This window comes from Enterococcus sp. AZ109, assembly GCF_051714625.1.
GTDB lineage: Bacteria > Bacillota > Bacilli > Lactobacillales > Enterococcaceae > Enterococcus_A.
Map to the genome: position 1 here is coordinate 194701 of NZ_JBIOSF010000001.1, position 12123 is coordinate 206823.

The following is a 12123-nucleotide window of genomic DNA, read 5'->3' on the forward strand; positions in this document are numbered from 1 at the left end:
ATAATAATCTACGCAAGAAAGGAAAGTATACATAATGAAGAATAATTTTTGGGCAGAGCTGCCTAAGCCTTTTTTTATCTTAGCACCAATGGAGGATGTGACGGATGTTGCTTTCCGCCATGTTGTGAAAGAAGCGGGGGCTCCCGATGTCTTTTTTACAGAATTTACCAACTCGGATAGTTTTTGCCATCCGGATGGAATAGAAAGTGTACGAGGACGTTTGACCTTTACAGAAGATGAACAGCCTATGGTCGCTCATATCTGGGGAGATAAGCCAGAATTTTTCAAGGAAATGAGTATAGCTTTAGCGGAAATGGGTTTTAAAGGAATTGATTTGAATATGGGGTGTCCGGTTCCTAACGTTGCTGAAAGAGGGAAAGGAAGCGGCTTAATTTTGCGTCCGGAAGTTGCTGCTGAGTTAATTGAAGCCGCAAAAGCGGGTGGATTGCCCGTCAGTGTAAAGACGCGGATTGGATTTACTGAAACACAGGAGCTGGAAGGTTGGATAAGTCATTTGCTTAAACAGGATATTGCTAACCTTTCCGTTCATTTGCGGACCCGCAAGGAGATGAGTAAAGCCGATGCTCACTGGGAAGTCATTCCTAAAATTGTCGCTCTACGGGACAAGATCGCACCGCAGACATTGATTACAATTAATGGCGATATTTTGAATCGGAAAATGGGCTTGGAGCTTGCCGATCGTTATGGGGTTGATGGCATCATGATTGGGCGGGGGATCTTCAAGAACCCTTATGCTTTTGAAAAAGAGCCAAAAGAGCATACACCGGAAGAATTAATTGGCTTATTGAGATTACAGCTTGATTTACAGGATAAATATAGTGAAATGGTTCCTCGTTCGATTGTTGGCCTACATCGCTTTTTTAAAATTTATGTCAAAGGATTTCCAGGGGCCAATGACTTGCGGATAAAATTAATGAATACAAAATCTACCTCTGAAGTGCGAGAAATCTTGGAAGAATTTCAACCGATGACTGCTACTTATTAAGAAATGCTTAAGAAGATTATGAACTCCATTTGAGCTATTGCCTTAAAGTCTAGGTTAAGGAATAGACTTTAGTCAGTAAAATAGTTTGAAATGGAGTGAAGAAAATGAACAGACCGTATATTTTTTGCCACATGATTACTTCCATCGATGGAAAAATTGATGGTACCCACAAAAGTATTCCTGAGCGTGGAGAAAACGCATTCGATTTTTATCAAATAGCTTTTGGGGAGAACGCCTATTATCAGCTGGATGGTTGGCTTTCTGGTCGCGCGACCTCAGAAGCAGCCTTTACTAAAGGAAAGGTGCCGAATACCGACAAAAATGCTGCGCCAGTACCTGAAGGAGATTTTGTGGCTAAAACCGATGCAACAAAGTATTATGTGTCGATTGACTCCTCAGGCAAGCTTGGTTGGGAAACGAACAATGTTCAGTATCGTGACACAAGTGCCCATATAATTGAAGTTCTTTCTGAGCGTGCTACGAATGAGTATAAAGCTTTGTTGCGGAGGTTGAATATTTCATACATTGTTGCTGGTAAGGACTCTTTGGATTATGAGTTGCTGTTAGAAAAATTGAAAAACCTTTTCCAAATTGAGACGTTAATGCTTGGCGGCGGAGGTGTATTGAACTGGTCCTTCATACAAGCGGGTTTTTGTGATGAGCTCAGTATGTTAATTGCTCCTTTTGCGGACGGTTCAGCTGAGACCCATGCGTTGTTTCAAACAAAAGAAGGCATATCAGAAGACATCCCGGTAGCCTTTGAATTAGAGCATGTGGAAAAAAGAGAGAACGGGGCAGTATGGTTAAGATACAAAGTTAAGGGGAAAGTAGAATAGAAAAATGCTAGATTGCTCTTTTACAAAAAAGCCAATCTAGCATTTTTTTATTTGTTTGGTTAATCGTCGACTTCAGTTTCCAAGACATTTCCAGATTGTGCATCGATAGATACGTTGACTTCTCGTGAATTATCACGAACAGATACTTCCCAATAGGTTGTCGATAACTCTTTTTCTAATGACCATTCTGTAATGGTGCCATTTGGGACTTCACTAAGGGCAATTTTGTTAATTTCAGCTAGTGAAAGAAGATTATCCAGATTTAAAGCTTCCTCTCTTCTTTCTACGCCATCTCTTTCATCATGATCAAGGTCTTCTTCACGATCTAGCTGGAATTCTCCAGTCGTTGCATCAATATCGATTTCGTATTCCTTGTTGTCATCAACGCCTGTGATTTCGTAGTAATAGTTACCAAGACGATCATTGATGTCAATGCTGGTAATGTCACTGTCAGCGTACTGCTCTTGATAGATGCTAATCGCATCGGCCAAAGTTATGGTAAAAGCGTCTGAGCTAGAACTAGCAGCGGTAGAAGTAGCCGATGTTTGTGCAGATTGATTGCTAGCTGTTGAGCTGCTTTCAGGTGTTGTGTTGGATTGTAGCTCGTCATTATTAGGTCCACATCCAGCTAATAATACCCCCAAAGCGCTTAGTGCAAATAGTGTTGTCATTGTTTTTTTCATTTTGACCATTCCTTTCAGTAGATGAAGCTGTTCTTTTCTATACTCTTATTATGGCCAATTATTCAGTTTAAATCTCTCGAACTAAGTGAAGAAAAAATGAAAAAAACTTCATAAACCTGTTAAAGAGCACAAAATTAGTTCGTCCGTTCGTTTTGCGGAAAAGTAACAGAAAAAACCGCCCCTTGTGGCTGGAAATCTGTTACCACGATAGTCCCATGGTAAAGTTGGACCAATTGCTTAACGATAGCTAAACCAATTCCACTACCGGGAACAGCACTGGAGCGCGATTGATCCAAACGGTAAAAGCGCTCAAAGATGAGTTGTTTTTCATTGTCAGAAATCGTTTGACCTGTATTGCTTACCGAAAAAGTGATCGACTGGTCATTTTGTGAAAGTGTGATAGCAATGAAACCATCTACTGGCGTGTATTTCAGTGCATTCTCGATTAGATTCTTAAATATCTGGTAAAAATGCTCTCTGTTTCCTATCAAGTGAACCTCTGAATCAGAACGAATCTCTATTTGCTGAGTAATCTTTGGAAATTCTTCTAAAATACTTTCGATCATACTGGACAATTCAACCGTTTCTTTAATGAGAAGATTCTTCTTCTCACGGTCTAATATTAGCAACTGTTGGGTGAGGGTTTCCATGCGCTTTGATTCAGTATCAATAAAATTCAACGATTTTGGTATCACCTCGGGATGTTCCTTGCTGCGGCGTTTGATTAAGTTAATGTGCCCCCGGATTGCAGCTAACGGTGTCTTTAATTCATGTGAGGCATCTGTGATAAATTGTTGCTCTCTTTCTATCAACTGCTTTTGAGTATGGATTAAATTGTTGAAGGATTTCGCCACATTTTGAATTTCGATTGGATTTTCTGGTTCAGTTAAAGGCCGCTCTAGTTGCAAATCATCCGCTAGTTGCTGAATTTCACGATTCATGACGATTAATGGCTGACTAATTCGTTTGGAAAAGCGGTAAATCACCGATGTTCCCACAATCATAATAGCCAACGACAAAAGAGATACCCAACTAATCAAAGTGATAAATACTTCAAAATGATCCTCCATACTAGTAAAAATGGCCACTTTTGTTGTACCCACTGAGAATTGCTTTAAATAGTAAGGGTCGTCGCCATCCCAGAGAATTCCTGGGAGGAAGAACAGCTGGTTTAATTGATCAAAGCGATTATATAGTTGGTAAGCTTCGCTAGAATAGACAGTACTTCCGTCCTCAATCGATACCCGTATGTAATAGCGCGGATCGTCTGCTGCAATATATAATTGCAAGGTCTCTTTCCATGCTTGATTTGTCTGAGTATCTACTTGAGAAAGAGCATCTTCAATTGCTTCGGTTTCTCCTCGTGTCGATTCGTACAGGCGAATCCCGGTCACGCTGAGAATTAAAGAGCTTAAAAGGATAATCAGAAATAGTAAGATAGCACTAAATCGACTAGCTAGTTGAAATTGGAGTGTTTTTTTTCTATCTCGATACCACTTATTCATCATTTTTCCTCAAAACATACCCGACTCCGCGGACAGTTTGGATTAAGCGTGGATGATCTTCATCATCAAGTTTGTTGCGTAGTGCGCGAATATAAACATCAACGGTATTAGTTTGACCGAAGTATTCGTAGCCCCAAACTGTATTTAACAGATCATCTCGTGACAATACTTCGTCTGGTGTTTTGATCAATTCGTAGAGTAGATCGAACTCCTTTTGCGTAAGCTCAAGTTCCTTTCCATCTCTAATGACCAGTCTTTTTGCTACATCTAAATGAAGATCTTCGTACTCATACACTAAAGCTTTGGCTTGCATTGTTTGTATTTGTTTTTGGCGACGAATAATCACGCGAATTCTAGCCAACAGCTCTTCGATTTCAAAAGGTTTAGTAATATAGTCATCTGCTCCGGCATCTAAACCAGTAATTTTATCTCCTAGTTGATCCCTAGCGGTCATCATGATGATCGGGACCTGACTACGACGACGGATTTTACGGCCAACTGTTAAGCCATCAATGATAGGTAGCATCCAATCCAAAAGTAGAAGGGTAATCTTATCTTGATGTTCATCAAACAGCTCTAATGCTCGTTGACCATCATTGGCAATAAGTACCTGATAATTTTCGTACATTAATTCTTCAGAAATGAAACTTGCTAAGCTTGCTTCGTCCTCGACTAATAAAATCGTAACTTCGCTCATGATTCGACCTCCTTTAGTTAAGAGTAGTGGCTGCCTGGAGTAGGGTCAATCTTTTTTTGATGAAAAAATCTTCATAAAGAGCTTCATCATAAGAAAGGCTTTGCCAGCTCGCTCAGCTTTGTCAACACTAAGCGGTTCAAACCTGATACTCGTTATAGCTTGATTGTCTGATAAACCAGCTTTTTAACCTGTGAAAAGTGGAACTGGTAAGCTAGCTCCTTAATGCGGTAGTGAATTTTCGTACGCCTACCATTCCACTAAGCTCTTCAAATCTGATACACGTTATAACTTGATTGTCTGATAAACCAACTTTTTTAAACTGTGAAAAGTGGAACTGGCAAGCTAGTCTGTGAAGCCGTACATCAGCAACATTGTTGTTATAACCTTTTCAGTTGTGAAAAAATTATACTTTCTTTACAAAATCAAAAAAACGAATTTCTTAGTGAATAAGAAATTCGCCGATAGCCTAATAATATAGTTCGTTTAATAATAGAGAAACAAATGCTGCGATAAATACAAAATAAAGAACCAACATAATGATTGCAATGATAAAAGCGACCAATCCTGCACGGTTCCAAGTCCTTTGAACTGCTAGAAAAGTTTCGATATCTTTGTAGTCACACTTTTGCCAAGCCCATTCATTCCCTTTAAATCCACAGATAAAAATCCAAACAATATTGAATACTGGAATAAGACATAAAAGTGGCAGGTAGCTTTTGTTTCCAAAACCCCAAGTAATATTAAACATGAAGGCGCCCCAATTCCAACCCTTTATTTCATCGGGGATAATTCCTAATGATTGTTCATCCATCCAAAAAACTCCTCTTATTTTTAATAGTCGATTGACTATTAAAAATTTTAACAGAGTATTGAAGGAAAGTAAAAACAATTATTGCTACAGAAATCACGAAATTATAAAAATAAGTTTGTCAAAGTGTAAATATAATATCCTAAAACTATAAAAGAAATCAAACAAGACAAACCGATAAACAGTCCTCCGCGCCGTTTCTTCATTCGACGACTTCTACGTCGATTCATTTCTGGTCCCTCAGTATCAGGTAGAGGGATATATTTTTGGCGTAACAATAGAATTGCAAAAAGATCGATAAAAAACATTAGTTGTAAAACACCGCTAACAAGTAATATAACTTGGTTGCTCGTAGTAATTCGGAAAACAAAAAGCACAGCAGTTAAAAGATCGATAAGTAACGTTAGTAAGATGGCCATGTGTAAACTCCTTCGTTGGGCATTGTGAAAAGAATATTCAACATTATATCATGTAGAATCCAAAAGATTAACCTTTCTAGCGAAAATTTGAGAACTAGTTAACTTTTAAAAGAATAAATCAAACAGTTCAGCTAAAATGAATTAGGATGGATAAATGTTAACAATAAGTACCTCGTATCCTTCAACTAGTTAACTATATTTGATTTAAAGACTTTCACCGCTTGAGTAAAGGAGTTTTTTACAAAAAAAACCGACCTTCAATTGTTAGATGATTGATCTATCATTTTGGGTCGGTGACTAAAGCGATTAAGCTTCAAGAATATTGTTAATAACAAAGAAGCCATGGAGCTCTTCTATTGAGTGCTGATATTTTGAGGCAATCTCATTTAATATTAACTGGTTGCACTCAAGAATTGAACAGTCTTTTGCATATAAGGCATCATGTGAAATATCTACTTCAAATGGTATTTTTTGGTAAAGATCTAATGGTCGAGTAAAATAAACGCCGGAAACTTTTTGCATTGCTATCACGCTCCTAATAATGATATTTGTTATAGCATACAATAAAAAGAAACAAGAATCTAATGTTTTATAAAAGAACAACCGTTATATAAAGCGCTACAATTAAAAAAAACTCTCTTGAGAAAACGGTTTAATCGGCATGAAAACACGATTGATTAGTGTTTATAAGCTATTTTTAATCTGACAGACCAGCTAGTGAAACCTACCTTAAAAAAACAAGCGTAATAATGCAACGGATACAACGCCTGTAATGACTATTTTCATTAAATCATTGGTCCGAATACCAACGATTAATGCAGGGACACAGGCGAAAATTTCTGGAAATTTCAACCCAGGCAGCTGTCCGTCTTTAAATATTAATAGACTCTGGAATAGTAAAGCTGTCAAGATTGTCAATGGGATGTAGCTTAAAAACTTCTCAAATAGTGGTGGTAAGACCATTGTACGGGTCAAAACAAATGGCAGAATTCTTGGAATCCAGGTGACGATTCCACAGCCTAAAATAACCAGCAAGAAATATTGATTACTCATCTTTTAAGGTCACTCCAATCCCACAGCCTAATAAAGTAGCTAAAATCACAGCTAATTCTGCTGAAACAATACTCATTAGAAAATATAATGAAGCAGCAGTAGCAACTAAGATGATGATAGTCTTTTTTTTCTGAAATTTTAATGGCAATTGGACTTGAAATAAGAACAATCCTAAAAACATGGCAGTCAATGCAAAATCTAAGCCTAGTACATTTGGATCAGGGATGAAGTTTCCCAGCATTGCTCCAATTACAGTTGCCAAAATCCATGTTGCATAAGCTGTAATATTCAAACCATGAGTCCAACGGCTGGAAACTGCCGGACGCTGTGCTAGCGTAGCCATTAATACGCCATAAGATTCATCAGTCAGTAACGTACCGATACCAATTCCATTTAAAAGTGAATCCTTTTTAAAATGGTTTGCTACAGAAAGACTCATCAAAAAGTGGCGCAAGTTGACTAAAAAAACCGTAAAAATAATCGAAGGGATGGGTGCACTGATAGCAATTAAACCACAAATAATAAACTGTGCGCTTCCCGCATATACAATTAGTGACATTAGAAATACCTGCCAAACCGATAAACCGATCGCTTTTCCAACAATGCCCATTGCAATACCAATCCCTAAATAACCCATAATGGTTGGAACACATGCTTTTACACCTTCGTTAAAGGTTTGTACTCCTTGTAACTCTTCCTCCACGCTATCACCTGCTCTCATACATTTCTAATAATAGTAATAAAAAAGTCTCCGCTTTACAAGTCCTTTCCTGTTTGATGATCAGAAAAGGCAGAAATAATTTCTATTTTGTGAACAGCTGTTTTATAATAAAGAAAAGGGGGAATAGACGATGAAAGAAGCATATAAAAAAATTCTGGTAGCCGTAGATGGATCGGATCCGGCGAAAAAAGCTTTTGAAGAAGCGATTGAGGTTGCCAGACGTAATGACGGATCATTGATGATTTTATCAGTAGTAGATTATAAATACTCTGTTGGTGATCCAGCTTTTATCAACGATGCGTTGAAATTCCACATGAATAATGCTGAAATTGAGATTGATACATTAATCAGTAGTACTGAAGAGCTACCAATACGTTACGAAACGATGATCATCTCTGGAAGTCCGAAAAGAAAAATAATCGAGGTTGCTAAAGAGCAGGAGGTCGATTTAATTATGATCGGATCTACTGGTGTTGGGGCAATTGAGCAGGCAATTATTGGATCAACGACCTCTTACGTAGTAAATCATGCCAATTGTAATGTAATGGTAGTGAAATAGGGAATTGTCGAGAAATACAATAAAAAGAAGATTGACACAGTCAATCTTCTTTTATGATAATCTCTAATTTACTGCCATCTTCAAGGTGAGTAGTGAAAAAAATAGATAATTCTTCTAGCGAGCGATCAAAGGACAGGATGGGCCCTCTGCGACCGTTTCGGAAATAGTTCATCTTAATGGTCTGCTTGTCTTCTACTTGTAGTACTATTTTTTCGATGGATGAATAGGGAACACCACGATTGTCTAAACTGTACACTACAATGTTGCTTTCAGCTAATCCTTTTTTGTCCATCAGGAAACTTAAGACAACTAAGGCTGCAAAAATAGTTTGTAATCGCCCATTGAGATCTGTAAAACTTGCGAAGCCAGACAGACTAATAAATAAGGCAAGTAAAGGATAAAACCAATAGCGGTTCTTATTGACCCGTGTGGGAATAATCACCGATCGACGTATCAATAGTAAATAAATAAACAACACTAGGGTAAAAGCACCTAGTAAAATAGTGAACATATTCAATAAAATCAGCCTTCTATACAGCGGTAAAGCTGGAATATTTCGCTACTACCATATTAGATTTATCTTCACGTAATTCTTCATCAACCTGTTCACAAGCGTTGATTCGAATTACTGCGCAGTTAGCCATTTTAGAAACAACTTCACCTTCGACAGCTGCTTCAAATCCAATTGGGTGACAACGATAAACCTTACCTAATTCAATCTCTTCTTCTTTCATACACAAGCCCTCCAGTATCGACAATATTTTGTGGGTCTAGCTTTTGGATCAATGTTAAAGGCAATTATACCCAACTATGTAAAAGTTTACAATCATCAACTATCAGAAAAATTCGTAAAATTTGTTAATATTCGGTAAAATAATTAAGAAGGAGGAATTTTTATGAGCACTTTCTTGGATTCAATGAAGCGTTTTAGCTATTTTAGGGGGATAATTTATCTGTTATTAGGTATAGCAATCTTAATCTCACCTCGAGTAGTTTTTGATGCCATCGTGTACATTATCTTTTTCTATGTAGCTGCTTTAGGTGTGTTGCAGCTGATAAGCGGTTTCCGGAATCGCCAGCAAATGGGTGGCTGGGGACCTAGTTTTTCGGGTGGTATTGTTATGCTAGTTGTCGCTTTTGTGATTCTTTTCTTCGCTCGTGGAATCGTCAGTATTTTGCCGATGTTTTTAGGTTTTATTGTCCTAATCTTTGGTATTGGAAAATTTATGCAAAATTGGGATGCTCGCAAAAGAGGATTTTCAGTGACTGGCGGACTCGTTTACAGCGGAGTCATGATCTTAGCTGGTATTTTACTACTATTTAATCCATTTAATAGCTTGATGCTGTTATTTCGATTTTTTGGGTTCTTGTTGATTACCATGAGTATCGCTGAAATACGTGACGCCCGTTTACTAAGTAGAAAATAAACTGACTTTGTTAGGAGTTTGAAGTATGAACACAGCAACAGATCTTTATCAATTTAGCAAAAAGTATCAGATTAATTACAACACGAAAGAACAAAAGGGACTAGCGCTGTTTGAACAGTTTCTAAAAGCTTATCCTAAGGTAAATTTTAGTTTCTCTTTTATAGGATTTCATCAGTATAAGAGCTTCAAAAGTCACGAAGGATTGACAGCATACGGCATATCGGGCAATATTCTTTATGCTGTCAGTCGCAAGGATAATTACCAATACAATCTTTATCAATGCAAATCGATCACCGGAAAAAAGAAAGTGAACGGTATTTATTTGACACTGGAATTTGACAAAGAGTCAGTGATCCTCAATATCGGCTTTGCTGATGGGGACCTTGTATTGGCTGCGTTAAAGCAAAGCAGCGGAAAAGACTAATTGCTTGAAGAATAAAAGAAACAGCGTTATACTTTCTTTTGTTCTCACTGGGATATAGCCAAATTGGTAAGGCACTTGACTCTGAATCAAGCAATTACAGGTTCGAACCCTGTTATCCCAATAGCAATAGTTACTTTGTATTAAGCTTTTCTTTATGCTGTAATTCGTTCTATTTTAATCTAGAAAGTATTGATAGCTAAAAGCACTTTTTTCAGTCTTAACTAACTCCGGGGTTCAAATAAATCGGTGAAGTTCGTATCAGTTCTGTCATTTATCTCGTCTGGAAAGTCCTTACTAAATATAGTAGGGCTTTTTTATATTCCTGAAGGTACGATTTTTTTACAAATGTGCTGAACGATTTCGAGCATCACAAACTTAATCTATCGGTATCAAATTTTAAATTAATAAGAGGATATTAGAAAAATCTACTTACCATTCAAATTCAGGAAAAAGATTTTTTAACTTCTTGAAGTGACAATGCGCTGCGCTGTAATTTGTTGCAAGAGTCTATTTTTTGTAACAAAAAACCTTTCAAAAACATAACCATAAAGTCAGCTTTTGAAAGGTGAATCGCGTTTCTTCTATTATAATTAACGGAATACACGGAAACGAACATCGTCTGCTAGATATTCTTTTTCGCCAGGGTCGCCTTCTTTTGATCCAAAGACTAGTTGAGAACGTAATTCCCAGTTAGCTGGAATCGCCCATTCTTTAGCAACTGCTTCGTCAATAACTGGATTGTAATGTTGCAGGTTTGCACCAAGGCCAGCTTCTTCTAGTGCTGTCCAAGTATTTGCTGTAGCGATACCGTTTGATTGTTCTGCCCAGACAGGGAAGTTATCAGCATATAAAGCAAATTCTTCTTGCAAGTGCTTCACTGTATCGGTTTCTTTAAAGAATAAAACAGTACCGAAGCCATTTTTGAATCCTTCTAATTTCTTTTGCGTATTTGGAAAAGCTTCAGGAGGAGTCAAAGGTTTTAGTGCTTCTTCAACAATACTCCATAATTTTTCGTGAGCTGCCCCAAATAAGATAACTGCTCTTGGCGATTGGGCATTGAAGGCTGTGGGACTTTGTTTAACCGCTTCTTTAACAACACCAGCAATTTCATCTTCTGATAAGTTTACGTTGCGTCCTAATGCATAAAATGAACGACGATTTTTCAATGATTCTAAAAATGTACTCATAAATAATTCCACCTTTTTTCTATGTTGGTTACAAGAAGAACTATAACATCTTACAAAAAGTAAGGAAAGGAATATGCTCAGAAAGAAAAAAGTAATTTTTTTTAAAAGCAGAGTTAAAAGATCACAATTTTTAAAGACTATGGTAAACTTGATCTATGAAATGCTTGGAGGAACGCAATGAAAGCAAAAGAATTCGTAAAAACTATCCTTTATTTTGTCATACTGGCGGCAATTTTGTTCGCCCTTCGCCAATTCGTCTTTACACCCGTTGTAGTTAAAGGTGACTCAATGGACCCTACATTAATAGACGGCGAGCGCGTAATTGCTTTAAAAAATACGAATGTGAAACGGTTTGATATTATCACTTTTCCTGCGCCGGATGATCCTGGGAAAAACTATATTAAACGAGTAATTGGTTTACCTGGTGATACGGTAGAATATCGAGAGGATCAACTTTACATTAATGGTGAACAAGTAAATGAGCCTTACTTGGATGAGTACAAGGATGAATTAACTGATGGGCAACCATTAACTGGTGATTTCACTTTGCAACAGCTATTCGACGTGGAAAAGGTTCCTGACGGACAGCTCTTTGTATTAGGTGATAATCGCCGTATTTCTAAAGATAGTCGAATTATTGGGATGATCAATGAAAGTGACGTAATGGCTGACGTGAAATTTGTTTTTTGGCCAATTAATCGAATTGGAACGATTGACTAGCTATTTGCTAGTCTTTTTTTTTTCGGAAAATAAAGTGAGCGGTTCATCATTAAAATACTGTTGAAGGAATATTGCTCT

At 37.4% G+C, this 12123-nt stretch carries 17 protein-coding genes and 1 tRNA gene; 7 read left to right on the top strand and 11 right to left on the bottom strand.

Translation table 11 applies throughout. From position 1 onward, the window contains the following. Positions 1-34 precede the first annotated feature (34 nt). Positions 35-1006, top strand: coding sequence for a tRNA dihydrouridine synthase (locus IGI42_RS00890; protein WP_438713659.1), 972 nt, complete (start codon positions 35-37; stop codon positions 1004-1006). A gap of 104 nt (positions 1007-1110) precedes the next feature. Next, entirely contained in the window at positions 1111-1842 is a 732-nt protein-coding gene (locus tag IGI42_RS00895) for a dihydrofolate reductase family protein (protein WP_438713661.1), read from the top strand. A 59-nt stretch (positions 1843-1901) separates the two neighbouring features. Here the strand turns inward: IGI42_RS00895 and IGI42_RS00900 are convergent, their stop codons facing one another. The 8 genes from IGI42_RS00900 to IGI42_RS00935 form a co-directional block, all read right to left on the bottom strand. Next, complete coding sequence (locus IGI42_RS00900; protein ID WP_438713662.1) at positions 1902-2525, bottom strand: PepSY domain-containing protein; 624 nt, start codon at positions 2523-2525, stop codon at positions 1902-1904. A gap of 134 nt (positions 2526-2659) precedes the next feature. Continuing rightward, positions 2660-4030: a sensor histidine kinase gene (locus IGI42_RS00905; RefSeq protein WP_438713663.1), complete on the bottom strand. Its 1371-nt coding sequence runs from the start codon at positions 4028-4030 to the stop codon at positions 2660-2662. Next, complete coding sequence (locus IGI42_RS00910) at positions 4023-4727, bottom strand: response regulator transcription factor (protein ID WP_438713664.1); 705 nt, start codon at positions 4725-4727, stop codon at positions 4023-4025. The genes IGI42_RS00905 and IGI42_RS00910 overlap by 8 nt, the downstream gene beginning before the upstream one ends. 466 nt (positions 4728-5193) lie before the next feature. Then, positions 5194-5538, bottom strand: coding sequence for a ribonuclease G (locus IGI42_RS00915; RefSeq protein WP_438713665.1), 345 nt, complete (start codon positions 5536-5538; stop codon positions 5194-5196). Between the two features lie 101 nt (positions 5539-5639). After that, entirely contained in the window at positions 5640-5954 is a 315-nt protein-coding gene (locus IGI42_RS00920) for a hypothetical protein (RefSeq protein WP_438713666.1), read from the bottom strand. 306 nt (positions 5955-6260) lie between these two features. Then, on the bottom strand, positions 6261-6476 hold the full coding sequence (locus IGI42_RS00925) for a hypothetical protein (protein ID WP_438713667.1): 216 nt from the start codon (positions 6474-6476) through the stop codon (positions 6261-6263). A 207-nt stretch (positions 6477-6683) separates the two neighbouring features. Beyond that, positions 6684-7007 (bottom strand): AzlD domain-containing protein, encoded by a 324-nt coding sequence (locus IGI42_RS00930; protein ID WP_438713669.1) that lies wholly within the window; start codon positions 7005-7007, stop codon positions 6684-6686. After that, a complete protein-coding gene (locus tag IGI42_RS00935) occupies positions 7000-7710 on the bottom strand; it encodes an AzlC family ABC transporter permease (protein ID WP_438713670.1) in 711 nt (236 codons plus the stop codon). The genes IGI42_RS00930 and IGI42_RS00935 overlap by 8 nt, the downstream gene beginning before the upstream one ends. A 148-nt stretch (positions 7711-7858) precedes the next feature. Here IGI42_RS00935 and IGI42_RS00940 point away from each other — a divergent pair, with 148 nt between their 5' ends. Then, positions 7859-8287 (top strand): universal stress protein, encoded by a 429-nt coding sequence (locus IGI42_RS00940; protein WP_438713671.1) that lies wholly within the window; start codon positions 7859-7861, stop codon positions 8285-8287. A gap of 40 nt (positions 8288-8327) precedes the next feature. Here IGI42_RS00940 and IGI42_RS00945 read toward each other — a convergent pair whose 3' ends face one another. Together IGI42_RS00945 and IGI42_RS00950 are read right to left on the bottom strand one after the other, a co-directional pair. Further along, positions 8328-8798 carry a hypothetical protein gene (locus tag IGI42_RS00945; protein ID WP_438716987.1) on the bottom strand — a complete coding sequence of 157 codons (471 nt, stop codon included), beginning with the start codon at positions 8796-8798 and terminating at the stop codon, positions 8328-8330. A 19-nt stretch (positions 8799-8817) separates the two neighbouring features. Then, on the bottom strand, positions 8818-9021 hold the full coding sequence (locus tag IGI42_RS00950) for a hypothetical protein (protein ID WP_438713673.1): 204 nt from the start codon (positions 9019-9021) through the stop codon (positions 8818-8820). 162 nt (positions 9022-9183) lie between these two features. On the opposite strand from IGI42_RS00950, the gene IGI42_RS00955 reads away from it, so the two are divergent. From IGI42_RS00955 to IGI42_RS00965, 3 genes are all read left to right on the top strand, one after another. After that, positions 9184-9714, top strand: a complete 531-nt coding sequence (locus IGI42_RS00955; protein WP_438713675.1) for an HdeD family acid-resistance protein — start codon at positions 9184-9186, stop codon at positions 9712-9714. Positions 9715-9739: 25 nt separating this feature from the next. Further along, positions 9740-10138, top strand: a complete 399-nt coding sequence (locus IGI42_RS00960; protein WP_438713677.1) for a hypothetical protein — start codon at positions 9740-9742, stop codon at positions 10136-10138. A gap of 48 nt (positions 10139-10186) precedes the next feature. After that, a tRNA-Gln gene (locus IGI42_RS00965) sits at positions 10187-10259 on the top strand. Positions 10260-10728: 469 nt separating this feature from the next. On the opposite strand, the gene IGI42_RS00970 is transcribed toward IGI42_RS00965, so the two are convergent. Continuing rightward, a complete protein-coding gene (locus IGI42_RS00970; RefSeq protein ID WP_438713679.1) occupies positions 10729-11325 on the bottom strand; it encodes a nitroreductase family protein in 597 nt (198 codons plus the stop codon). Positions 11326-11502: 177 nt separating this feature from the next. Between IGI42_RS00970 and lepB the strand changes: the two genes are divergently transcribed. Next, entirely contained in the window at positions 11503-12045 is a 543-nt protein-coding gene (gene lepB / locus IGI42_RS00975; RefSeq protein WP_438713680.1) for a signal peptidase I, read from the top strand. Positions 12046-12123: the final 78 nt, after the last annotated feature.